This is a genomic window from Brevibacterium limosum, assembly GCF_011617705.1.
Classification (GTDB): Bacteria; Actinomycetota; Actinomycetes; order Actinomycetales; family Brevibacteriaceae; genus Brevibacterium; species Brevibacterium limosum.
Genome location: NZ_CP050154.1, coordinates 616,748 through 640,067, shown reverse-complemented (window position 1 = coordinate 640,067; position 23,320 = coordinate 616,748). Strand labels below are relative to the sequence as shown.

The 23,320-nt window shown below is 65.6% G+C and carries 18 protein-coding genes; 1 reads left to right on the top strand and 17 read right to left on the bottom strand.

The features are described from left to right. Positions 1-3: 3 nt before the first annotated feature. The 3 genes from GUY37_RS02775 to GUY37_RS02765 all read right to left on the bottom strand — a co-directional run bounded on the left by GUY37_RS02775 (position 4) and on the right by GUY37_RS02765 (position 4,431). The gene (locus GUY37_RS02775; RefSeq protein WP_166821941.1) at positions 4-1,119 is read right to left on the bottom strand and encodes an LLM class flavin-dependent oxidoreductase; all 1,116 of its coding nucleotides are present in this window, start codon (positions 1,117-1,119) and stop codon (positions 4-6) included. A 54-nt stretch (positions 1,120-1,173) separates the two neighbouring features. Further along, positions 1,174-3,528, bottom strand: a complete 2,355-nt coding sequence (locus tag GUY37_RS02770) for a DUF222 domain-containing protein (protein ID WP_166821938.1) — start codon at positions 3,526-3,528, stop codon at positions 1,174-1,176. 294 nt (positions 3,529-3,822) lie between these two features. Next, on the bottom strand, positions 3,823-4,431 hold the full coding sequence (locus GUY37_RS02765; RefSeq protein ID WP_152346867.1) for a helix-turn-helix domain-containing protein: 609 nt from the start codon (positions 4,429-4,431) through the stop codon (positions 3,823-3,825). A gap of 281 nt (positions 4,432-4,712) precedes the next feature. On the opposite strand from GUY37_RS02765, the gene GUY37_RS02760 reads away from it, so the two are divergent. Beyond that, positions 4,713-5,711 carry an NAD(P)/FAD-dependent oxidoreductase gene (locus GUY37_RS02760; protein WP_228278323.1) on the top strand — a complete coding sequence of 333 codons (999 nt, stop codon included), beginning with the start codon at positions 4,713-4,715 and terminating at the stop codon, positions 5,709-5,711. Between the two features lie 186 nt (positions 5,712-5,897). On the opposite strand, the gene GUY37_RS02755 is transcribed toward GUY37_RS02760, so the two are convergent. The 14 genes from GUY37_RS02755 to GUY37_RS02690 all read right to left on the bottom strand — a co-directional run bounded on the left by GUY37_RS02755 (position 5,898) and on the right by GUY37_RS02690 (position 23,160). Then, positions 5,898-6,293, bottom strand: a complete 396-nt coding sequence (locus GUY37_RS02755) for a universal stress protein (protein ID WP_166821932.1) — start codon at positions 6,291-6,293, stop codon at positions 5,898-5,900. 190 nt (positions 6,294-6,483) lie between these two features. Further along, on the bottom strand, positions 6,484-7,950 hold the full coding sequence (locus GUY37_RS02750) for an APC family permease (RefSeq protein ID WP_407645387.1): 1,467 nt from the start codon (positions 7,948-7,950) through the stop codon (positions 6,484-6,486). Positions 7,951-8,019: 69 nt separating this feature from the next. After that, entirely contained in the window at positions 8,020-8,721 is a 702-nt protein-coding gene (locus GUY37_RS02745; RefSeq protein ID WP_166821929.1) for a type 1 glutamine amidotransferase, read from the bottom strand. Then, entirely contained in the window at positions 8,718-9,926 is a 1,209-nt protein-coding gene (locus GUY37_RS02740) for a dipeptidase (protein WP_166821926.1), read from the bottom strand. Before GUY37_RS02740 ends, GUY37_RS02745 begins: the two co-directional genes overlap by 4 nt. A gap of 85 nt (positions 9,927-10,011) precedes the next feature. Then, complete coding sequence (locus tag GUY37_RS02735) at positions 10,012-11,169, bottom strand: DUF819 family protein (protein WP_166829208.1); 1,158 nt, start codon at positions 11,167-11,169, stop codon at positions 10,012-10,014. 136 nt (positions 11,170-11,305) lie between these two features. Then, on the bottom strand, positions 11,306-11,614 hold the full coding sequence (locus GUY37_RS02730) for a DUF3870 domain-containing protein (RefSeq protein ID WP_152346872.1): 309 nt from the start codon (positions 11,612-11,614) through the stop codon (positions 11,306-11,308). Between the two features lie 142 nt (positions 11,615-11,756). Next, a complete protein-coding gene (locus tag GUY37_RS02725; protein WP_228278321.1) occupies positions 11,757-12,557 on the bottom strand; it encodes a serine hydrolase in 801 nt (266 codons plus the stop codon). Between the two features lie 95 nt (positions 12,558-12,652). Continuing rightward, positions 12,653-13,930 (bottom strand): S66 peptidase family protein, encoded by a 1,278-nt coding sequence (locus GUY37_RS02720; protein ID WP_166821920.1) that lies wholly within the window; start codon positions 13,928-13,930, stop codon positions 12,653-12,655. Beyond that, positions 13,923-15,578 (bottom strand): ATP-binding cassette domain-containing protein, encoded by a 1,656-nt coding sequence (locus tag GUY37_RS02715; RefSeq protein ID WP_166821917.1) that lies wholly within the window; start codon positions 15,576-15,578, stop codon positions 13,923-13,925. The genes GUY37_RS02720 and GUY37_RS02715 overlap by 8 nt, the downstream gene beginning before the upstream one ends. Continuing rightward, positions 15,578-16,489 (bottom strand): ABC transporter permease, encoded by a 912-nt coding sequence (locus tag GUY37_RS02710; RefSeq protein ID WP_208094742.1) that lies wholly within the window; start codon positions 16,487-16,489, stop codon positions 15,578-15,580. Before GUY37_RS02710 ends, GUY37_RS02715 begins: the two co-directional genes overlap by 1 nt. Further along, positions 16,489-17,688 (bottom strand): ABC transporter permease, encoded by a 1,200-nt coding sequence (locus GUY37_RS02705; protein ID WP_228278320.1) that lies wholly within the window; start codon positions 17,686-17,688, stop codon positions 16,489-16,491. The genes GUY37_RS02710 and GUY37_RS02705 overlap by 1 nt, the downstream gene beginning before the upstream one ends. Before the next feature lie 90 nt (positions 17,689-17,778). Beyond that, on the bottom strand, positions 17,779-19,596 hold the full coding sequence (locus GUY37_RS02700; protein WP_228278319.1) for an ABC transporter substrate-binding protein: 1,818 nt from the start codon (positions 19,594-19,596) through the stop codon (positions 17,779-17,781). Positions 19,597-19,783: 187 nt separating this feature from the next. Beyond that, positions 19,784-21,199 carry a type III PLP-dependent enzyme domain-containing protein gene (locus GUY37_RS02695; protein ID WP_166821914.1) on the bottom strand — a complete coding sequence of 472 codons (1,416 nt, stop codon included), beginning with the start codon at positions 21,197-21,199 and terminating at the stop codon, positions 19,784-19,786. 98 nt (positions 21,200-21,297) lie between these two features. After that, positions 21,298-23,160, bottom strand: a complete 1,863-nt coding sequence (locus GUY37_RS02690; protein ID WP_166821911.1) for a PucR family transcriptional regulator — start codon at positions 23,158-23,160, stop codon at positions 21,298-21,300. Between the last annotated feature and the right edge of the window lie 160 nt (positions 23,161-23,320).

Here is a 23,320-nt window from a genome sequence, read left to right as displayed (position 1 = left end):
ATGTCAGATATCGGCGTCGGCATCAGCGGTGCCGGGAGCACCGGAGGCACCGAGGAATTCGGCGGCGAGCAGCTCGATCGTCTGGATCCGCCCCGGGTCTTCTCGCACGTCTTCGGCCTCCATGGCACCGGCGATCGGCTGGATCATGATCTCGTCGACATCGAAGCGCTCTGCGAGCTCTTCGAGCTGCGCGGCCGCGGAATTCGGGTCCCCGATGATCCAGTTCCCTGAGAGCTCTTCGCCGACCATGCGCTCTTGGTCGGTCATCACCGAACGCACGTCGTCACCGGCCAGGTGCAGCTTCTCCATGGGTCCGCCGGTGCGCATTCGGGACATCTGCAGCATGAAGGGCTCCGATCGCAGCTGTGCCTCTTCTTCGGTGGGTGCGACGACGACGTTGGCTGTGACGAAGGTCTGCGGTTTGTCGCCGTAGGCTCCCGGAGTGAAGTTGTCGCGGTAGATCTTCATTCCGGTGGTGGCACCGGATGCGAAGTGGTTGGCAAAGACATAGGGCATGCCGAGTTCAGCTGCCAGTCTGGCCGAGTAGCCGGATGACCCGAGCAGCCAAGGCAGGGGCTGAGTTCCCGGCTCCGCGGCGGGAGTCGCTTTGAGCACATGTTCGCGCCCACCGTGGAGTGGAACTCGCATCCCTTCGGGCTGCATGAGGCTGAGAGTGTCGATCACATGTTGGGGGAACTGTTCGACGGGGTCGATGGCGCGCCCTTCACGGTCGACCATCCTTCCTTCACCGAGGTGGCCACGCATTGCCGCCGAGGTGATCGGGTCCGTCCCCGGTGCACGTCCGATGCCCAGGTCGATGCGGTCGCCGTAGACCGCCGACAGCAGGGCGAAGAGCTCGGCGACTGCCAGTGGGGCGTGGTTGGGAAGCATGACCCCACCGGAGCCGAGGCGGATCTGATGTGTCCCCTGGCCGAGGTGCATGAGTTCGGGTCCAGGCATCGTCGAGGCGATCGATGGCATGTTGTGGTGCTCGGCCACCCAGTAGCGAGTGAAGCCGAGCTTGTCTGCCGTGTCGATGATCTGCTTCGAGGCGGCGAACGAATCTGCTGTGGTCTGTCCCGTGCGGACAGGGACGAGGTCAAGGATGGAAAGCTTCATACCGAAGCAACAGCGTGCGCGAACGGAACATTCCGTTCCTCGCCGGTGTGGCGGTCAGCCGAAGAGAGTCTCTCCGATCTCGCGCGCGATGAACCGAGCGTGGAGCACCGGCTCCTGCGCCGGGTCGATCACGGCTGGCGGCACCCAGGCGGGGCGGCCGTCTTTGAGCATCCTGCAATCCCACTCGGTGTTGTCTAGCAGGTGGTGATGCGCGGAACACGCCAACGTGAGATTGTTGACGTTCGTTTTGCCTCCTCGCGCCCACGGGACGACGTGGTGCGCTTCGCACCATCCGGGAGGAGTGTCGCATCCGGGGAATGTGCATCCCTGGTCGCGGCTGGCGAGGATCGCCAGCTGTTTCTCGGTGGCCAAACGTCTTTCGGTCGCCAGAGCCATCGATTTCGTCTGCTCGCTCATGAGATGGAAGAAGACCGAGCCGTTCAGCCCCTCCAGAGCAGCGGAGTCGATCGGGAACGGCGCTTCTGCTCCGGTGACGGCTTGGCCCGTCCGGTTCGCGAGGTCTTCGGCCTTGGCGGTGACAACCAGCGCGTAGGCCGCTCCGGCCTTGATGCGGTTCATTTCGATGCTGCCGATGACGCTGGAGAAGCGCTCGTAGATACGACGGCGGACACTCGGCTGTTCAGCGGCCATAGCCACCAGGGTGCCGTCCTGCTTCACACCGGCTCCTTGCGGGACCTCTCCATTCGCACCGATCTGCGGCTGGGTGAAGTCGAGCGAGGGGTCGAGGCAGTCCGAGCGGTCACCGCGCAGAACTTCCCTATAGGCGGTCACGACTTCCTGGTCGAAGGTGCTCTCGCTCTCAGCACCGTCTCCGGCGGCTGGGTGTGCACCGTCGGCTGGATCGGCACCGCCATCGACGCCTGCCGCATTCGCGCAGCCGTCCTCGTCCGACTGTGAACCGGTTTTGATGCGCGAGGTCAGCAGCCCGTTGAGGACACCTCCGGTCTCCTCGTCGAGCCGGCCTTTGAGAGTCCACGTTCCGTCCTTCAGCTGCCGCAGATTGACATTGAAATCGTCCCGGTCTGCCGCTTCCTTCGGTTCCTGCCCGTCAGGATCGATCCAGCCCAGAATCTCTTGGAACAGTGCATGGATATCGCAGACGCGAACCACCTGAGCTTTCTCGACGAGCAGGCTTTCAGCCTTGATCCTGTCGTCTTCCGACACGTTCGCCGGCAGGTTCTTCAAACACTTGGAGATCGTCGAAGCCTGATTCGCCGACAGTACGCCTTCCCGCAGAGCAGCCGCGAGGACGGGAAACTGCGCTTCGATCGACTCTCCGCTCAGGCTGGTCCGCTTCCCCAAGCACTCGGCGAGCTGAGTGCGACGGCCGGCCTCCTGCGAAGACAGGTTGAGCCGGTGCTGGACCAGCGCCTTCGTGGTCTTCGCGCCATAGTCACGGGGCGTACCGACACGTTCGAACACTGACAGCGTTACGACCGACAGCGATTCCGTCAGACGGTTCAAGGTCTCGAGACCGTCGAGGAGCGTCACCGCATCGTCAGGCCCCATGGGACGAGTGAAGTCGTGAAGCCCTTCGAGCAGACTCTGCAGGCTGTCGATGCTTTCAGTGACCTCTGGAGCTGCATGTCTGAGGTCCGACCAGCGATACTCGTCGAGAAGGGGGTGGGCGTCGGCTGCCGAAGCATAGCGTTCGGCAAGCGCTTTGTGCCGTTCAGCGCGTTCAGCCTCGGCGATACGTTCGGCTTCCTCCTTTGCCCTCTTCCTCTCTTCGTAGCGCTCGACGCGTGCTTTCCACTCCGCTCTTTCGCGTTCGAGTTCCTCGCACTCCCCGCGATCCTGAGGGTTCTTCCGCAGATATTCCTCACGCTCTGCGGCACGCTGCGCCTCACGTTCTTCGCGCTTCGCCTTCATCCACGCGCTCTGGCGTGCTTCGATCTCTTTGATGCACGCTCGGACTTCCTCTTCGGTCTCCGGCAGCGTCGTCCTGCTCGACCAGAGTCCCTGCCCGCTGCGAACATCGCCGCCGGGAAGAGATGATCCAGTCGCGTCTGCCTCGCCGGCGCTCGCTTCGTTGCTGTTCTCGGCGACTGCGACTGTCGCAGCGAGATCGCCACCTTCAGCATCTTCGTCGTCGAACGAGTCTTCGGCGATGCCGTCGAACCGATCAGCGAGGGGGTGGCCGGTCAGATCAAGACCGGCTTCTGCGAGCAGCTCTCGGTAGGTCTGCCCGGCGGATTCGTTCCTGCCGTCAGGAGGCGAAGACGCAGGATCTGCCGCTGGCCGGGGAATGGCCGGTGGGGAATCGGTAAGTCGGGATTTGGGTGGCGAGGATTCAGGCGGAGAGATCGGTGGGGGTGGTTCCGGCGAGGGCTTTCCTACCTCGCGATTGTTGTGCTCGCCGTGCCTTCGGTCGGGGATGAGAGCCATTTTCTCTGTGTCCGTTCATCATCGTTGATGGGTTCGGCTTGCCTCTATTCTAAGTCATCATTAGAACAAACACCACAGTTCTGTCCTATTTATTTCAGCTTGATTTCTTTATGTACGATTGGTTTCTATTTGTCGAGGTCAAAAAGGTGTTCCACTCAGCGTGCGCCGCTGATCCGCGGCGACGACTGCGCAGTGATCCGGATCCAGTGCAGCTCGACCACCGAAAGACAGGTCGATCTGCTGACGACAACAGGCTACGGCGCGCCGCTGACGCGAGATCAGCAGCGGCCCGGCTCAGCTCTTCATATGCACGCGCTGCCCCTCGGGACCGAAGAGGCTGAGATATTCGACCCCGTCGTCGTCAGCTCCCCCGAACCAATGAGGAGTTCGAGTATCGAACTCGGCGGCCTCGCCGGCGCTGAGGACCATCGTCCGGTCACCGAGGATGAGGGTGAGCCGACCTCGGATCACATAGACCCACTCGAACCCGGGGTGGGTTTTCAGCGAACCGAGCTTCGGAGTCTGCCGACCATCGACGATGTGTTTGAAGGCCTGCACTCCTATCGCTCCACGACTGAGCGGCAAGATGGTCTGACCGTGGAACTTCCGCGGTGAGATGTGGATGCGCGGGTCCCCGATCGGCGGAGTCCCCACGAGCTCGTCGAGCGGGAGCCCATAGACACCGGCCAGCGGCAGCAGCAGCTCCAGGCTCGGCTTGCGCTTCCCGGACTCCAGGCGCGACAGCGTACTCAACGACATTCCGGCCTGCTCGGCCACCTCGTCGAGGGTGCGTTTCTGCTCCTGCCGCAGTCCTCGCAGGCGGGCGCCGACCCCCGCCAACGATTGCCTGATGGCTTCCTGTGCTTCGATCGGCGCAGGTCCCTCGGCGAGAATCTCTGACATTCGGCCCGCCGCACGAGCTCCCCTCTCATTCAAGGCGCCGCGATTCACCCGTTCATCTGAGTCCTGTGGCTCTTCCATATCCACAGCATGGCAGAATTTGCTGTTTCTGCAAAGACGTTTGCAATTCCGAGCAAGAAGGCCACAGACTCGAATCGGCACCGAATTCCGACCATTCATCTGCATTCAGGAGAATCATGACCGCCCCAACCCCATCCGAGAACACACGACCTTCCGCACACGAGAACTCACAACCGTCCGCATCAGAAGGTGCGCGGTCTTCCGTGTCCGACGCACGCGATTCGTCCCCCGAATCTGGGCAGACCACCTTTGATGTCGCCGTCATCGGCGGTGGCGCAGGGGGCCTCGCCGCATCGATCGCCCTGGCCAGGTCGCTGCGCTCCGTCATCGTCATCGACGCCGGTCAGCTGCGCAATTCCTCGAGCGCCCATGCACACAACGTCCTCGGTCACGAAGGCATCAGACCGCAGAATCTCGTGGCGAAGGGGCGCACCGAGGCCGAAGAGTACGGGGTGACCTTCATCGAAGCGACCGTGACCACAGTCCACACCCGTGATCCAGACGCCGGCCCCGCCGAGGAGGTCCCACAGTATCGGTTCGAACTGTCCACTTCGGTCGGAGTTGAGGTCACGGCCCGCCGCATCATCATCGCCACCGGTCTGAGCGACGAGCTTCCGGACATTCCGGGCCTCGCCGATGGCTGGGGCGACACCGTCCTGCACTGCCCCTACTGCCACGGCTACGAAGTGCGCGGACAGCGCATCGGGGTCATCGGCACGACGGCGATGTCATACCACCAGGCGATGCTGTTCTCCCAGCTCAGCGACCAAGTCAGCTTCATCCGCCACAACGCTCCCGCTCCTGATTCCGAGCAGGAGGCGATGCTCGATACGCTCGGCATCGAATACATCGATTCCACCGTCACCGAGGCGGCCCGCACCGAGTCCGGAACCGTCGTTTCACTCGCGGCTGGCGAATCCGGGGACGGAGCGAACGCGCTCACCTTCGATGCGCTCGCCGTCGGTGCGTATGCGCGAGCAAATGCCGATCTGTTCGCCCAGCTCGGCGGCGAAGTCGTCGCGCACCCGAGCGGAATGGGCACCTATATCCCCACGCAGATGGCCGGGCAGACCGATGTGCCCGGAGTTTGGGCGGTCGGCAACGCCGCAGACGTATCGGCGATGGTCGTGGCCAGCACCGCCAGCGGCGTGCTGGCCGGCGCGCATGTCAACGCCGACCTCATCATGGAGTCGCTCGGGTGAGGACGGAGTCACTCGGGTGAGGCAAGCCGGAAGCAGGTGCATCATGACGAGGCGGGTCTGGCTGCGCGCGTCCTCATGCGCCCCACAGCGGAGCGAGCACAGGCACCACACAGCGGAGCGAGCGCAGGCGCCGCGCACTCGCGGCGTGGCCCGTTTCCGCGGGCCACGGCGACTGCGGTCAAGTCCTCAGTGCGCGGCTTTCACGCACAGCACCGGGGCTTCGGCGTCGAGGATGACCTTCTGGATCGTCGACCCGAGCAGGAACTTCCCGACCGGGGTGCGCTTCCGGGTGCCGAGCACGATGAGCTCGGCTCCCACCTCGGTGGCGGTGTCGAGGATCTGCTCGGCCGGGTCGAATTCGCTGCCCAGAGTCAGCACGCGAAACTCGACGTCCGCCCTGGCCAGATAGGTGTTGACCGACTTGAGCTCACCCTCGCCGAGGCGATAGGAATCGTTGCGCTGCGCCGACCGTGACGCATTGACGACGATGAGTTCCCTGCCGTCCTTCTTCGCCTGCGCGATGCCGGCATCGAGAGCAGCATGTCCGGCGGGATTGTTGACGTAACCGACGAGTACTGTCATTTTTCACCTTCATTGGATTGAGCTGTACAGATCCGAGTGCGCAGGTCGAGTACCCACCGTCCCAGCATATCGAGCGATACGGACATGGGACGGCGGGCGGCCCCGCCCGTACCGCCCCGGCGAGGCGCCGCACCGCCACCGCGGTGCACATCCGCACGGGAAGGCGGGCCGCCTCGGCGAGGGGATGGGTTCACGTCAGTTCTTCGGGATTGCGGAACCGGGTGCTCGTGCCCTTCGTCGAACGGTTCCAGAACCAGGTCACGCCCCACAGGACGACGCCGATGCCGACGAGCGCCGCTGCGATCTGATACTGGATGAGCTCATCGAGGCGGGCCCACGGGCCGACGAGGAACACGCAGGTGATGACGCCGATCCACGGCAGAACCGTCGGCGCCTTGAAGTGATCGTGGACGGACTTGTCCTTGCGCAGGATGAGCACCGCGACGTTCACGACGGCGAACACGGCCAACAGCAGCAACGAGGTGGTTCCGCCCAGGGACGCGGTCACCGTCTCGGGCAGGATCGTGGTCACGACGAAGATGAGCGCATAGGCGATCAGCGTCGTGAAGATGATCGACACCCACGGCGAACGGCGGCCGGCCATGACCTTCGCGAACACGGGCGGGAGCACATTCTGCTTGGCCATTCCGTACAGCAGACGGCTGGCCATGAGCATGTTGATCAGGGCCGAGTTCGCGACGGCGAACATCGTCATGAACGGGAAGATCGTATCGATCGGCAGGCCCGGGGCACCCTCGCGGACGACCTCGAGCAGCGGAGTCTCGCTCTCGGTGAGCACGCCGATGGGCACTGCCGCGACGGTGACGAGGGAGACGAGGACGTAGATGATGCCGGTGATCGTCAGGCCCGAGAGCATGATCTTCGGAAAGACCCGCGGGTCCTTCGTCTCTTCGACCATGTTGACCGAATCCTCGAATCCGACCATGGAGAAGAACGCGAGCGCAGTGGCACCGGTGACCGCGAGGAAGACGCTCTTGTCACCCTCGGTCTCGAAGATCATCACGCGCGAGAAGTCGGCATCGCCCGAACCGAGTGCGAAGAACCCGACGACGATGACCAGCAGCAGACCGCTGAGTTCGATGAGGGTGAGGACGACGTTGAACCACACGCTCTCGCCGACACCGCGGAGGTTGATCAGCGCGATGAGGGTGAGGAAGCCCAGCGCAATCCACATCACCCCGCTGCCCGATACGTCCCAACCGAAGCCGGCCACGAGGTTGGCGGCGAAGACATTCGATGCCGTCGACGCCGAGGTGATTCCTGAGCTGAGCACGGCGAAGGCGACGAGGAACGTCACGAAGTGGATCCCGAACGCCTTGTGCGTGTACAGCGCGGCACCCGCGGCATGCGGGTACTTCGTCACGAGCTCCATATAGGAGAACGCGGTGATCAGCGCGATGAGGAAGGCGAGGATCACCGGTGCCCAGCCGGCACCGCCGACCTGCCCTGCCACCTTGCCGGTCAGCGCATAGACACCGGTTCCGAGGATGTCTCCGACGATGAACAGAAGCAGCAGCTTCGGCCCCATGACCCGCTTGAGGGTCTCGGGCTGGTCTCCGTCACCGGGGTCGATTGTGGTCGTGGGTTCCTTGTCGCTCACGATTCCTCCGTGTCCACTGCGGCGGCTGTGCCGCATGCCTGGCAACCCTGACTGTGGTCAGAGCCTCGCCCAGTATGCCTCAGACACGAGCCTCAGACACAAGCTTCAGTCTCGGACCACTGTGAGAAACGCCGAGAACAGAGCCTTCGAATCACATTCACTCTCGGGCCCGAGCTCCGTCGCCTCTGCCAACAGGGTATCTTTATCGAACCCCAATGTCTGCAGTTTCTCCGCATTCCAGCGTTCGATGTTCGCCCGCGTCGACTCCGGATGGAACTGCGTGCCCCACGCTCGACCGACGCGGAACGCCTGGAATTCGCAGGCCTCGCTCGTGGCCAGCAGGGTCGCCTCCTCGGGCAGGGCGACGATGCGGTCGACGTGGCTTTCGACGAACGACGTCCGCGGTCGGATCGCGGAGAACACGGGGTCCGCGGCCGCCTCGGCGGTGGTGTCGATCCGTGTGTACCCCTTCTCCGGCGCCCCGGTCCGGGCGCGCACATCGCCCCCGATGACGTGGGCGATGAGCTGCCCGCCGAGGCAGATCCCGAACTGCGGCAGATCCGCGTCCAACGCACGGCGGACGAGTTCGGCCTCATCGGCCAACCACGGGGCCCGGTCGGTCTCATCGGGCATGTACCCGCCGCCGAGCATGATGAGCCCGTCGTAGGCGTCGAGCTCGACCGGGTTCGGCAGCGGTGAGACCCCGCCGATGCGCAGATCGAACTCGACGTTTTCGCTGATCATCCACCGTGTCAGCAGCCCCGGCTGGGAGTCGATGTCATTGACGATGACGAGCAGCCGCGTCATGATTCCGCCCTCGCCGAGGCGGCCGTCCCGGCTGCCCTGGAAGCGGAATTGCCTACGACGCCTTCGTCTTCCCTCGCCGAGGCGGCCGTTCCGGCGACCGCGGACGGTGCGTCGGCAGCTGCGCCGCCCGTGGCGGACGGTGCGTCGTCCGCGGAGCCGAGGAATGCCGTGTACGCGTCCTCGTGTGCGTCGAGGACGCGCATCGCATTGTCGAAGCCGAGCTTGCGCAGGTCGGTCTGCGACCAGCCGCGGGAGGTGAGCTCGGCGAACAGGTTCGGGTACTGGCCGGCGTTGCCGAGCCCGGTCGGCAGCTCGTCGACTCCGCAGATGTCGCCGCCGAGGCCGAGATGGTCGATGCCGATCCGCTCGCGTACGTAATCGCAGTGGTCGGCGACCTGGGCCACGGTCACCTCGGGGGCGGTCCCCTGCTCTCCTGCGTCGACCCATTCGCGGCGGGCGTTCGAGACGAAGGAGGGCACGAACGTCATCATCGCCACTCCCCCGTTGCCGGGCACGCGGTCGAGGACGTCGTCGGGGATGTTGCGCGGGTGCGGGTTGAGCCCGAACGCGCAGGAGTGGGTGAAGAGCACCGGCAGGGTCGACTGGTCGAGCGACTGGTGCATGACGGTGGGCGCGACATGGGAGAGATCGAGGATCATGCCGATCCGATTCATCTCCGCCACGACCTCGCGGCCGAACTCGCTCAGGCCCCCATGGACCGGTTCGTCGGTGGCCGAGTCGGCCCAGGAATGCGTCGTCGACCAGGTCAGAGTCATGTACCGGGCGCCTGCGCGGGCATAGGAGCGCAGCACGGCCAGGGACTCGTCGATCTGCTGACCGCCCTCGACGCCCATGAGGGAGGCGACCTTGCCGACGGCGCGAGCGGCACGGACATCGGCGGCGGTGCGGGCGAAGGCGAGTCGTTCGGGGTAGGCGGTGACGAAGCGCTGGACCGCGTCGATCTGCTCCCAGGTGGCCTTGATCGCGTCCGCCCCGGTGATCGAGGAATGGACGTAGACGGACCAGTACTGTGCGGCGACATTTCCCGCGGCCAGCTGATCCATCGTGGTGAACGGCGAGACGCTCGGGTCGTTGAGCCCCTCCACGCTGTAGTCACGTTCCTCGCGCAGGTACCAGGCGAGGTCGTTGTGTCCGTCGAAGACGTCGACGGCGGCGGGTGCGGATTCAGTGGCGGATGCGGTCATGGTTGGGTCCTTCCGGTCGGACGACTGCGGTCAAGGCGGGGGCGGGGAGGTCGGCCTCCTCGGCGGAGGTGTGTCGGTCCGTCCATCATGCCAGTCCGGACAGGATCTGTGCCGACCACAGACCGAGGAACGTGCCGAGGAACGTTCCCATCAGCGCGAACAGCACACCGACCGGGACGAGCTGCCGGTTGAAGGCACCGGCGACGACCGGTGCCGAGGCGATGCCGCCGATGTTGGCAGTGCTGGCCACGGCGAGGCTGAAGAGTTCGGTGCGGGTGAGCTTCGCGTAGATGAGCATGATGGCGATGTGGACGACCAGAACGACGATTCCGGCCACCAGGTACAGCGGTGCTTCAGCCAGAGACGTGAAGTCCGAACCGGAGGCGATGATGCCGATGATGAGGTAGAGCAGGATCGAGGCGAGCTCATTGGATCCGGCGGTCTTGCCGAAGCGAGTCGATCCGATGACGAGGCCGAGGATGCTGACGATGAGGATCGTCCAGGCCGTGGCGTTGATGACGACCCCGACCTCGGGCAGCAGTTCGCCGAGGCGGATCGCCAGTGCCGAGGCCAGAAGCGCGAATCCGATGAGGCCGAAGATCGACGACAGGGTCATCGGCTTCTCCTCCTCAGCGTCGACGCGGTCGGTGAAGTCGAGCTTCGACATATCGGCCTTCGTCCACCGGTTGAAGGCGTCGGAGACCGTGACGGAGGAGAAGATGAGCAGCAGCCAGAACGAGTAGAGGACGGTGTCGACGATGAGGACGTAGCCGAACACGTCCTCAGGGGCGTGGAGGACTTCCTGCACCGCGACCATGTTCGCCGAGCCGCCCGTCCAGGAGGCGTTGAGCGCGCCGAGGGCCTTCCACGCCTCCGGGTCGAGGCTCGAGTGCAGGATGAGGTAGCTGACGATGAAGCCTGCGATGATGCTCGCCGCGGTCACGGCGAAGGTCAGCAGCAGCTTCGGCCCGAGCTTGATGATCTGCCGGATATCGCACTTGAACAGCATGAGCAGGATCATCGCGGGCAGCAGCGCCGTGCGCAGAGTGTCGCCGACGTCGTCGATGTCCCCGCCGGTGTGGTCGAAGACGCCGATGGTGTTGAGCAGCGCGGCCACGATATAGAGGATGACGAAGCCGGGCACATACTTGAAGAGCTTGAAACGCCCGCTCCGGTCCGCAACGACGAGCGCTGCGGAGATCGCCAGAAGCAGGCTGATGAATAGATAACCGTCCGTGATCACAAACGACACTTCCTCATTGAATTCGTCCATCCCGACAGCGGCACCGCTGGCGGCGCCGGGGATGAAGCAATGTGCAGTTGTCGATCGGATCCGGTCCGGTGAGGGGCCGGGCAATCGCGGTGGTCGGACGCGCTGCCTAAGCGGCAACCTCGCGGTACTTCTTCGCGGCGTTGTTCACTGCTGTGATCAGCGCCTTCTGCGAGGAACCGTGGTAACGGCGCTGGATGCGCTCGATCAGTCGACCGGGGTCCGTGATGTCGGCATCGACGAACAGGCTCCGAATGAAGTTTCGGGTCAGAGCCAACGTCGCCGTGCAGTCCACATCGAGGATGCGGTGGGTGTCCGGTTCGATCTCGAAAGCCACGTAGAACAGACCGAACTGACTGGTGATCGGGTTGTTCGACGGAGCCTTCGCTTCGCCTGTGAGAAAGATCGTTTCGGACATCGCCCACCAGACTACCCCACGGTTCTCTGCGCCGGGGGTGGTGCAATGGGAGTCGAACGTCGATCGGACGCAGTCGAGGTCCGCTCGACCGGAGACGACGGTCGTGCGGCGACAGATGAATCCCCTTCGACGGCAGACACGATCAGAGGAACCGGTGGATCGCGTCGCCGGCTTCGCGCATGACCGGCATGACGTCGACGACGCGGTCGGTGCCCGGCTCCCAGTTCGCGAACACGGCGTAGGCGACGCGGCGCGTCCGCGTCATGACGATCCCGGCATCGGCCCTGATCGTCCCGTTCGTGCCGGTCTTGTTCCACACCCACACATCGCGCTGGTAGTTGTAATGCGCGAGCGGGTCGAGATCGAACGCCGAGGCGACCATCGAGGTGTCCGCGCCGGCTCCCAACCAGCGCCGGAAGACCTCGTTCGTCGACTCGTCCCAGAACTCGTCCTTGGCATGCCGGGCCATGAAGTCGGAGAGCTCCGCGGCGGTGCCCGTCGACAGGGTCCGCGGGGCCTTGGCCGGTCGCGGCCAGCGCAGGAAGTCGTGCAGACCGGAGTTCCGGTACCCGAGCGCCTTCACCTGAGCTGCGACGTTCTCCAGGCCGACACGACGGATGAGCACGTTCGTCGCGAAGTTGTCGCTGAACGCGCCGATGAGCAGAGCGACGTCGAAGATGCTCAGGTCGTCCTGCTCCATGAGGTACCAGATCCCGGATTCGTCGACTCTCTCCGACGGCCTCCGGTGCAGACGTTCCTCCAGGTCAAGCGTGCCGTCCTGATACATCTGCAGCGCCGTGTGGAGCAGGAAGACCTTGCCCATGCTGGCGGTGTCGAGTTCGTCGTTCTCGTTGTGGGCGAACACCCTCTCCCCGCTGTCGACGTCGAAGGCCAGAGCACTGAAGCGCACTCCGGGCAGTCCATCGAATTTCAGTTCGCTCATCATCGTTCCTGTCAGTCTCGTTTCAATCTTGTCTGCTCATCCGCGGAGCGCCCGTCGCTCAGTCATGCCGGACCGTCCGCGGAGCGCCCGTCCCGTCATGTCTGCTCATCCGCTCCATCCACCCACAGTCGCGGCCGCTCCCCGGGCTCCGCGTCGAGGGTGACGTCGACGCCGAGCGGGGCACTCGGAGCATCGGGATCGTGGCCGAAACCCATCTCCGACACGATCGGAATCCTTGAGCCTCCGAGATAGTCGATCATCAGCGCCTCCACCTCGTGGACAGGTGCGCAGTCCTTCCATGACCCGAGCACCACCGCATCCGCCGAGTTGAACCACCCACCGCGGACCAGCTGCACCATGAGATTGTCGAGCCGGTACAGCTCCTCGTCGACGTCCTCGAGCAGAAGGATGCTCGGGCCGCGCCGCTCCCGCCGTTCCCGCACGTCGATGAGCTCGGGACTGCCCATCCCGGCGGCGATGAGGCTGAGGTTTCCCCCGCCGAGGCGACCCTTCGCCGTCCCCGGGACGAGCGTCTGCGCCCGGCTGAGCGGACGAGTCGCAGCGGTCTCCTCCGCCGCACGGTCTTGGGTGGGCGAAATGGTCACGTGCCCGGCGCTTTCCTGCGACCATTTCGACCACTCAAGCGGCGGCTCGGCAGCCTCCGACAGAGAAGCGGTCACATTCGGATACTTCTCGGGCCGCCGTCCGGAAATGTCCGATAGCGACCACTGTTTGCCTGGAGAGGGGGCAGCTCCCATCTCCGCCGTCCCGTCTTCAGCGGGGAAGCCGAGTTCGCGGCCGCCCCAGGGGCGGAACAGCCACGAGGCCACCTCGTCGGGGACCACTGCCGAGTTCTTGAACGGGTCGTTTCCGACCATCGGGCAGAACAGGGTCGCCACCCCGAGGTGGTGCTCCCATGCCTGGTGGAATGCGGTGATGTCCGAGGATCCGGTGAGCAGCTTGGGACGGCCGTCTCGGCGCAGCATGTGCCGGCGCATGAGGTCGAAGTCGATGCCGTCGAGCAGCCGCATCGCCCCGAACCCTCCACGCAGCGCGATGACCGCGTCCGTGTCCGGATCGCACCAGGCATCGACGAGGTCGGAGCGGCGCTCAGCGTCGGTGCCGGCCAGATACTTCACTCGCGGGTGGCGGGCGCGGACGTTGTCACCAGGCACGACGTTCAGGCCCCAGGATTCGAGCTGGGCGATCGCGCGCTGCAGCGACTCCTCATCGGTGGGGCCCGACGGCGCGATCAGCCGAACGGTGTCACCTGCGGCCAAGGGCGCGGTGCTCAGATAAGGGCTCGACGCACTCGCACCGACGAACTCAACCTCGGCCGTGCGACTGACCTCATGGGACTCCGATTCACTCATTCCTCACCAAGCTCTGACTTCCCAGTCGGGGAACCGCGGCGAGCAGCTCCTGCGTGTATTCGTGCTGCGGATCGGACAGCACCCTGTCGACCTCACCGTATTCGACGATCTCCCCTCGTTTCATCACGGCCACCGTATCCGCGATGTTCCACGCCAGTCCCAGATCGTGGGTGATGATGAGCGCGCTCATCCCGAGGTTCTTCTTGAGCGCGAGGAACAGCGACAGGATCTCTCCGCGCACGGAGGCGTCCAACGATGCCACGGGCTCATCGGCGATGAGCACCTGCGGGTCCAGCGCCAGGGCTCCGGCGATGACGACGCGCTGCCGCTGTCCGCCCGAGAGCTCCTGCGGAATCGATTCGAGATAGTCTGCGGCCGGAGTGAGTTCGGCGGCGTCGAGGGCGCCGACGACGCGCTCGTACTCACGATCCTTGATCCCCTGCACCCTCAAGCCCTCGACCACGGCCTCGTACACACTCCGCTTGGGGTTGAGCGATCCGGCCGGGTCCTGCAGAATCATCTGCACCCGCCGCCGGAACATCCGCAGCTCCTTCGCCTTCCGCGGCAGCGGCTTGCCCGCGAACGACAGTTGCGAACCCGCCTCCACCTCCTGCAGACCGAGCAGCGACCGCGCCAGAGTCGTCTTCCCCGAACCGGACTGGCCGACGACGGCGAGGATCTCCGCCTTCCGCAGCACCAGGTCCACCGCGCGCACCGCCCGTTCACGGCCCCGCCGGGTGTCGAAGGAGACGCTGAGATCCTTCGCCTCGAGCACCACCTCATCGGTCATGGAGAACGGTTCGGCCCGGGCCACCTCGGCGGGTCTCTGGGTCTTCGGATTCAACCGGGATCCGGGGTCCCCGATCTGCGGAAACGCACCGGCCAGCTGCTTCGTGTAGTCCTCCTGCGGGGACAAACACACGTCGTCACTGGGTCCGTATTCGACGAGGCGGCCGTGGCGCATGATCGCAAGATCCGCACAGACTGACGAGAGCACGGCGAGATCGTGGCTGATCATCAGCAGGGAGATCCCGCGTTCGGCGACGAGGCGGGCCAGGCCGGTCAGGATCTGCTTCTGCACGATGACGTCGAGTGCCGTCGTCGGTTCGTCGGCGATGATGATATCGGGTTCGCAGGCGAGCGCCATGGCGATCATGATCCGCTGCTTCTGCCCGCCGGAGAGCTCGTGCGGATACGCACTCGACTTCTCCGCCTCGAGGTTGACCTCGGCGAGGAGTTCGAACATCCGGTCCCGGCGTTTCTGCGGAGTCGTCCACGTGCCCTTCGAGTGGTGTTCGAGGGCTTCGATGATCTGCTGCCCGACCTCGCGGACGGGGTTGAGCGAGTGCAGGGCGCCTTGGAAGACGATCGAGGCCTGCGCCCACCGGACCGCGCGGATCTGGCCGAAGCTCAGCTCCCGGATGTCCTGCCCGCCGAGGAGGACCCGACCATCGAGGCGAGCCGACTTCGGCAGCAGGCGCAGAGCCGACATGATCAGCGTCGACTTCCCCGAACCGGACTCCCCTGCGATGCCCAGAGTGGCCCCGGCGGGCAGGTCGAGGCTGACCTCTTTCACGGCGACCACATCGCCGCGGTCGGAGGAGGACCGGTATGTGATCGAGACGTTCTCGAACTGAAGATCGGTCATCAGCGGCTCCTCAGGGCGGGGTTGATGATGGCCTCGAATGCGCGCCCGACCATCGTGAATGCGAGCACGACCAGCAGGATCGCGATACCCGGGGTGAGCACGTACCACCAGTAGCCCGAGGTCGCCGCCGACACGTCCATCGAGTTCTTGAGGATGGTGCCCCACGACTCCTTGGACGTATCGCCGAGGCCGAGGAACGACAGCGTCGATTCGGCGATGATCGCACCACCCACGGTCAGGGTCGTATTCGCGAGCACCAGCGGCATCACGGCCGGCAGCAGGTGCCGGAACAGGATATGGGAATGACCGGCACCGAGGATGCGCGCCCGTTCGATGTAGAGCCGGGATTCGACGCTCAGGGTCTGCGAGCGCACGATCCGTGCGGTCGACGCCCATGACGTCAGCCCGATCGCGACGACGATCGTGAAGACCCCGCGCTCCAGCACAGAGGACAGGACGATCGCCAGCAGCAGGGAGGGCAGGACGATGAAGAAGTCGATGATGCGCATGATGATCCCGCCGAACAGTCCCGTGAAGTGACCGGCGGCCAGACCCATGATGGTGCCGATGACCATCGACATGACGGTCGCGGCGACGCCGACGAGGATCGACACGCGGGCTCCCCAGAGGATGCGCACCCACATCTCCCGTCCCAGGTCGTCGGTGCCGAGCGGGTGGTCGAGGCTCGGCGGTGCATAGCGGGGGACGTCGAGCTGCTTCGTGACATCGAGCATCGAGGCCGGGGCGATGAGCGGGGCGGCGATCGCGATGACGACGAAGAAGAGGAGCACGACGGCGCCGATGAGAGCGGGGACGTCGGAGCGGAAGAGCGCCCAGTTCTTCTTCGCGTTGTTCAGCCGGCGTTCGCGCACGAGCTTCGCGCCGTCGACGGCGGGAGTGTTCGCGCTCATCAGGCCCTCCTGACGCGGGGATCGAGGAATCGGTAGACGATGTCGGCGGCGAGGTTCATCACGATGATGATCGCCGAGAACACGACGAAGGTGCCCTGCAGCAGCGGCAGGTCGGGGCCACGGATGGCTTCGAAGGTGAGTTTGCCCAGCCCCGGCCAGGAGAACACGGCTTCGACGGTGACCGCACCGGCGATGAGTCCGCCGAGGTGGAGGAAGACGACGGTGACGGTCGGCAGCAGCGCATTGGGTACGGCGTGACGGCGGCGGACCTCATCCTCGGTGAGCCCTTTCGCGCGGGCGGTCGTGAGGTAGTCCTCGCTCATCTCCTCGAGCAGGGAGGCGCGCATGATCATGAGGAACTGCGCGTAGACGACGGCGACGAGCGAGACGACCGGGAGGATGAGGTGCTTGACGACGTCGATGATCCCGGCGAACGACCACGGGTCGAGGCCCGGGGTGATCATGCCGCCGGTGGGCAGCCACTGCAGGGTGCCGCCGAAGATCATGAGCAGGATGAGTCCGAGCCAGAACGTCGGCACGGACCAGAAGATCAGCGAGGTCGAGGACGCGAGTTTGTCGAACAGGGAGTTGCGCCGCCAGGCCGAGATCTGCCCGAGCCACAGGCCCAGGACGATGGCGATGACGGCCGCTGTTGCGGTGAGCAGCAGGGTCGGGCCGAGGTATTCGCCGATGAGCGCGGAGACGGATTTCCGGTACACGTAGCTCTCGCCGAGATCGCCGGTGACGATGCCGACGAGGTAGTCCCAGAACTGGACGATGACGGGCTTGTCGAGCCCGTATTGGCTGCGCAGTTCGGCGATCTGTGCCGGGGACATCGGCCGTTCCTTCGCGATCTTGAGCACGGGGTCGCCGGGCAGCATGCGGAAGGCGAAGAAGCCGAGCACGATGACGAGGACCATCGAGGTCGCAGCCCCGCCGAGCTTGCGCAGGAAGTAGCGGGCGAACGATCCGCCGGTCGGTGGTTCGTCCATATCGGCGGCGGCAGTGTTCGCGTGGGCGGCGCCGGCGGATCCCCTCGCCGAGGCGGGGCTCGGGTTCGTGGGGTCAGTGCCCGGTGGGGCGGGTGTGGGGCCCGTGGCCGGTCCGGGCGGATTCGTGGGGCTCGTGCCCGGATTCTCCGAGGCCGTTCCCCGGGCAGGGCGATCCCCGGAATGGGGATCGTGGGTGGGTGTGCTCACTGTGGTGCTCCAGGTGGTGGGGACTGGCCCGTGGGCCCGGGTGCCGCAGGTGGTGCGGATGGTGCGGCACCCGAGCTGTGGGCCTGGGGACTATTCGCGGTCGTCCGACTTCTTGCGACGGCTGAGCAGCCACCCGCCTCCGCCGAGGACGACGATGACCGCGGCCGCGATGCCGATCCAACCGCCGGCGCCCATTCCGCCGCTCGTGGCTTCTTCGCCGCTGACGGGTTCGACCGAGGTGTAGCCCCAGTAGCCGACCTGATTGGCGATGGCACCGCCGTCGGTGGGCTGTTTGGTGAAGTTGTCGAACCGGTCGGAGCGGTAGGCCTCGAGCTGGTTCGGGTACCACAGCGTCACCGAAGGAGCTTCCTCGTAGTGGATGGCCAGGGCCTTCTGCACGAGGTCCTGACGCTTGGCCTGATCGAGTTCGACGTGCTGGGCCTGATAGAGCTTGTCGAATTCCTTGTTGCACCAGCCGTCCTGGCTGGTGCCGCCGTTGCCTTCGGCGTCGGGGCGCTGACCGCAGGTGTTGATGCTCAGCTGGTAGTCGGGATCGGGGTTGATCGACCAGCCGGAGAAGTACATGTCGTAGTCGCCCTTGGTGGTGCGCTCGGACTCGGTGTCGGCGTCGGTCGACTCGTTCTTGAGATCGATGCCGATGTCCTTCATCCATGGCTTCAGGAACTTCGCGGTGCTCTGTTCGGTCGGAATGTCGGCGTCGGTGAGGAAGCGCAGCTGGAGCTTCTCGCCGTCCTTCTCGCGGATGCCGTCGGATCCTTCCTTCCAACCGGCGTCGTCGAGGAGCCTCTTCGCACGGTCGACGTCGAATCCGCTGATGACGGAGTTGTCGGACTTGAGCGCCCAGTTCGGGTAGACGGCGGGGATGAAGCTCGTGGCCGGCTGCGCATAGTCCTGCATGACCTGTTTGCGCAGGGTCTCGGCGTCGATGCCGGCGCGGATGGCCTGACGGACCTTCTTGTCCTTCAGCGCTTCATGGCCGGTGCCGAATTCCTTGCCCTCCGCGTCGGCGACTCCCGGGTTGATGGAGATGCCGTTGAAGCGGCGGCCGTTGCCGTCGTTGAGTTCGACGTTGTCAGCCCCCTCAAGTGCCGTGAACTGGTCGGGGGTGAGGCCGGTGATGAAGTCGACTTCGCCGGAGCGGATCGCCTGCACCTGCGCATCGGAGTTCGTGTAGTAGCGGTACTGGATCTCGTCGAGCTTGGGCTTGCCGCGCCAGAAGTTCGGGTTCGCCTTGAGGATGATCGACTTGTTCGCTTCGTAGCTCTCGAGCTGGAAGGGCCCCGAGCCCACGGACTTCTCGTCGTTCTTGAATTCGCCGGGCTTGTCGACCTTCGACCACACGTGCTCGGGCACGACGGGGATCTCCTGGCCGGGGTTGTTCGCCTGCGGCTTCTTCAGGGTGATCCTGACGGTGCCCTCGTCGGGGGCCTCGACCTTGTCGAAGTTCTCGACGAGGCTGCCGTTGGCCACCGCCATCTCTTCCTTCTCCATCATCTGGTTGTAGGTCCAGGCGACGTCGTCGGCCGTGAGCGGTTCACCATCGGACCATTTCATGTCCGGGCGGATCGTGTATGTCCAGACCTTGCCTTCGGAGTCCGTGTTCCATTCGGTGGCGAGTCCCTCGGTGACCGAGCCGTCCTCGGCGTCGTTGGCCACGAGGTTCTCGTACATGTACCGGAAGGTGTTCGTCGGTACGAGGTAGAAGGAGGTGAACGGGTTGAAGGAGTCGATGAATCCGTCGGTGGCGATCCGCAGCACGTTCTCGGAGGCCGGGGCCTCCGAGGTGGCGGCCTGCGCCGGTGAGGTGGCCATCGATCCGGCCAGGGCCAGTGCTGCGACGCCGGCCAGGCACCGTTGCCAGCCTCTGCGCATTGAGTGTGAAGTCAACATCTTTGTCTTTCTTCTCGTGCGGTGATTCACTTGTCATCCCCTGAACCCGGCGAATCTGGGTATTCGCCCGGGTCAGGACAGATGTGCTCTTAATCACTCTACGTTCGAAGTGACGTGTTTTCGGCACCACAACACACAAATCCGGTTGCAGGTCACTGTGCAGATGCCACAGGTCCCGCGACAGTCAGCTGCCCGGCACCATGGAACCGGCTGGGGTCTTCCGGTCGTCCGGGCTCAGCGCGTGCAGTTCGGTCTCCCCAGCCTCGGCGAGGACATCGGCGATCGTCTGCCCGCGGCGGATGAGGTAGAACTCAGTGCCTGCGTCGGCCGCGGTGCGGTATCCGTAGACGGGCACACGCGGGAGCAGGTTGTAGGAGAACGGGTTCGAGAAGTAATAGGCACCGGTTTCGGGCACGGCCACGAGGTCACCCGCGTCGAGGCGCGGCAGCAGCTGATCACGAGCCAGCAGGTCACCGGAGAAGCAGGCGGGACCGGCGACATCGGTCGGGACGATCTCGGTGTCGGCCGCCTCGGCGATCTTGGGGTCTCCCTCCGGGGTGAACGGCAGGATCCGCAGCGGCCAGTCGTTCGGGGCGTAGGCGGTGCGGGTGGCGACCTGGACGCCGGCGTGGGTCATCGCGATGCGGCGGCCGCCGGTGGTCTTCGCGTATTCGACGCGGGTGAGGACGGTGCCGGACTTGGCGAGGAGCGCGCGGCCGAATTCGGTGACGATGTCGAAGTCGAACAGGCCCGGCACCTGTGCCTCGAGCACGGCGCGGTAGTCGGCGAAGGTCGGGGTGATGTCCTCGCCGTCGAAGTTCACCGACAGTCCCCCGCCGATGTCGATGCGTGTGATCTGCCGACCGGAGGCCCGGGCGTTAATCTCCTCGGCGAGGTCGACGGCGGCGCGGATTCCGACGGCGGCCTTGTCGAGACTGATGCCCTGCGAGCCCGAGTGGACGTGGATCTGTCCCAGCCAGGGGCGGTCGAGATAGGCCTCGATGAGGGCCTCCCGGGCACCGGGGTCGACCAGCCCGACACCGAATTTCGAGGTCTCGGTGGCGGTGCTCAGGGCGCCGATCGCGCCCGTGCCCGACTGCGGATTGATCCGGAATCCGATCCTCGCCGAGGCGGCCGTGCCGTCCCGATCGTCGAGGAGCTCGTCGAGGCGGGCGAGTTCGTCGAAGTTGTCGACGTTGATCGAAACGCCGAGGTCGACGGCCCGGCGCAGTTCGGCCCAGGTCTTCGCCGGGGAGTCGAAGACGATGCGGTCGGGCGTGAACCCGACCGAGAGGGCGAGTTCGAGTTCGCCGGGGCTGGCGACCTCGCAGCCGGCTCCCGCCTCGGCGAAGCGGCGCAGCAGCGACGGCAGCGGTACGGCCTTGCACGCCACTGCGTGGAGCACCTCGCGATCCGATGCGAACGCCGCGGTCAGTCGGTCGAAGGCGGTATCGACCCAGTCGAGATCCATGAGCCCGAGCACGGGTGCCGCATCGGTCAGCGCGGGAACGGCAGAGCGGGCAGACGAAACGCTGTTCTCGGCGATCGTTCGAATTGCTCGGGCGCGACGGTTCGGAATCGCATGGTGATGGCTGGGCATAACGTCCTCTGTTCGAAGTCTGTTGTCACTTTAGGACGGCTGACCTCGGAGAACGGACGATTATTCGCCAATCTTCATGAGGGCTGGTTGTAGGTTTCTCACGACCGGTCGTGAACGAGGACCGAGAGTTCGAGCCAGAGCCGCTCGGCCGGTTCTGCCGTCGAGAGACCGGTGATCTCCTCGATGCGACCGAGACGGTGTCGCAGCGAGTTCGTATGCACATGAAGCCGGCGGGATGCCTCGGCGGAGTTGCCGACCGTGGCGAAGTAGGCGCGCAGGGTCTCGAGCAGGCTGCCGTTGTGCTGTCCGTCGTGAGCGGCCAGCGCCTGTGCCGGGCCGAGCACACCGGCGTCGGCGGGGACCCGTGCGTCCGCAGGCGCCCGACTGTCTGCGGTCACTCGCCCACCGCCCCGCGGGCGCCCAGCACCGATCGCCCGGCGGTCTGCGGCCAACAGCACATCGGCGACCTGCAGACCGACGACCGTTGCGGCGACGTCACGGGTGGTCGCGCCGACGATCCGGCCCTGGGTGTCGAGGGGTCCGTCCGCGTCCGAACCCGTGCGTGTCTTCGCGCCTCGAGCGTCACCCGCACCTTGTTCGTCGCCAGTGTCGCTTCGCACGGCGTCGACGACATAAGCGGCCTCCGTCCACGACCGGTGCGCGGCATCGAGTCGATCGACCGGTGAGCCGACTCCGAAACACAGAGTCTCCGTCTTCGGCAGAGACCTCCGCAGAGCGGCGGTCACGTGAGCGCGCACCTGCTCGCCGCGCATCGGTTCGCTCATCTGCACCAGCGCTGCGAGGTGCGTCCGCTCACCGACTCGCGCTCCGTTCGACCCGGCACCTGCCACATCGACACCTGCCGAACCGTCGCGTGTCGAACCGCCACCGGCCGACCCGGCACGTGCGGAGCTCACATGCGCGAGCACGGCATCGGCGAAGGCGGCCCGCAGATGGAACCGCAGGACGGGTTCCCGGTCGGGGGCCACCTCGGTGAAGGCCAGGACGCAGAAGTTCCCGGAGAACGGCAGGGACAACAGGGTCGCCGACGGTCCGAGGTCGGCCGAACCAGCGAGGATCGCACCGAGTGCCTCCCGGCGGATGCGCTTTTCGAACGGTGACCGGCGCAGGGTCCGCAGCATCACCGGCAGTGCCGCGCGGGCTGCGTCGCGCAGCACCTCACGCAGCGGTTCGGGGTCGACCTCGGCCGGGTAGGCCGCCCAGATCGTGCCGATGAGCTCGCCCTCGCTGCGCAGTGCGATGACCGACCGGGCCGGCGAAGTTCCCTTGGCGGGGCGTTCGACGACGTCGGTCGACCGGCGGATCGTGCCGAGGAACCCGGACTCCTCGAGCTCGGCGATCCGCCACTCGGGGATGGCCCCGGACAGGATCGTCTCGCGTCGGATCTCATCGAGCTCGTCGCCGAGGTTGGCGTGGGCGAGCACCCTGGAGGCCGGGTCCTCGATCGTGATCGATGCGCCCGTGGTCTCGGCGATGACGGCGGCCAGGGCGCTGAGATCGTCGACATCGGGCCAGGCCAGGGCGCTCGTTGCGCCTTCCGTGAGCTGTCGCAGATGGACGAGGATCTCCGACCACGTCACATGCGGCGACCGTTCGAGGAGGACCGGAGCCTGGTCCGCACTCCCTCGCAGGTCAACCCCCTCACCGAGGTGGCTGTGCGTTCCGGGCGCGACGACCAGCGCCGCTGCTCCCGCATAGTCGGTCAGCACGGCATCGAGTCCGGAGGGGCTGCGCATCGGTTCGGTGACGAGGACGACCGTTCCGGCCAGGGAGCCGCGGCCGACCGTCGCGGCCGGCGTTTCGGTGGGAGTCGTCGGCAGATCGAATCCGAATTCGACTCGGGTGATCGCGACGTCGTCGGCCACCTCGGTGAGCGGCAGGAGGAACCCCTCCGTGTCCCGGATCAGGCGGGACAGTCGCGGGCTCGCAGTCTCGGTCATGCTCCCACTGTAGTCAACGACCGGCCTCGGTCGGGAGGGCCCGTTTCGTCGGGGAGGGTCGCGTCGGCGGGGGCGGGTGGCTGACGGGACCGACCGCCTCGGCGGGGGCGGGTGACAGGGCCGACCGCCTCGGCGGGGGCGGGTGACAGGGCCGACCGCC

Excerpts from the sequence above, each read along its gene's own strand:
- GUY37_RS02775 (WP_166821941.1), bottom strand. The coding sequence starts at position 1,119 with ATGAAGCTTTCCATCCTTGACCTCGTCCCTGTCCGCACGGGACAGACC.
- GUY37_RS02770 (WP_166821938.1), bottom strand. The coding sequence starts at position 3,528 with ATGGCTCTCATCCCCGACCGAAGGCACGGCGAGCACAACAATCGCGAG.
- GUY37_RS02765 (WP_152346867.1), bottom strand. The coding sequence starts at position 4,431 with ATGTCAGAGATTCTCGCCGAGGGACCTGCGCCGATCGAAGCACAGGAA.
- GUY37_RS02755 (WP_166821932.1), bottom strand. The coding sequence starts at position 6,293 with ATGACAGTACTCGTCGGTTACGTCAACAATCCCGCCGGACATGCTGCT.
- GUY37_RS02750 (WP_407645387.1), bottom strand. The coding sequence starts at position 7,950 with ATGCGGCACAGCCGCCGCAGTGGACACGGAGGAATCGTGAGCGACAAG.
- GUY37_RS02745 (WP_166821929.1), bottom strand. The coding sequence starts at position 8,721 with ATGACGCGGCTGCTCGTCATCGTCAATGACATCGACTCCCAGCCGGGG.
- GUY37_RS02740 (WP_166821926.1), bottom strand. The coding sequence starts at position 9,926 with ATGACCGCATCCGCCACTGAATCCGCACCCGCCGCCGTCGACGTCTTC.
- GUY37_RS02730 (WP_152346872.1), bottom strand. The coding sequence starts at position 11,614 with ATGTCCGAAACGATCTTTCTCACAGGCGAAGCGAAGGCTCCGTCGAAC.
- GUY37_RS02725 (WP_228278321.1), bottom strand. The coding sequence starts at position 12,557 with ATGAGCGAACTGAAATTCGATGGACTGCCCGGAGTGCGCTTCAGTGCT.
- GUY37_RS02720 (WP_166821920.1), bottom strand. The coding sequence starts at position 13,930 with ATGAGTGAATCGGAGTCCCATGAGGTCAGTCGCACGGCCGAGGTTGAG.
- GUY37_RS02715 (WP_166821917.1), bottom strand. The coding sequence starts at position 15,578 with ATGACCGATCTTCAGTTCGAGAACGTCTCGATCACATACCGGTCCTCC.
- GUY37_RS02710 (WP_208094742.1), bottom strand. The coding sequence starts at position 16,489 with ATGAGCGCGAACACTCCCGCCGTCGACGGCGCGAAGCTCGTGCGCGAA.
- GUY37_RS02695 (WP_166821914.1), bottom strand. The coding sequence starts at position 21,199 with ATGCCCAGCCATCACCATGCGATTCCGAACCGTCGCGCCCGAGCAATT.
- GUY37_RS02690 (WP_166821911.1), bottom strand. The coding sequence starts at position 23,160 with ATGACCGAGACTGCGAGCCCGCGACTGTCCCGCCTGATCCGGGACACG.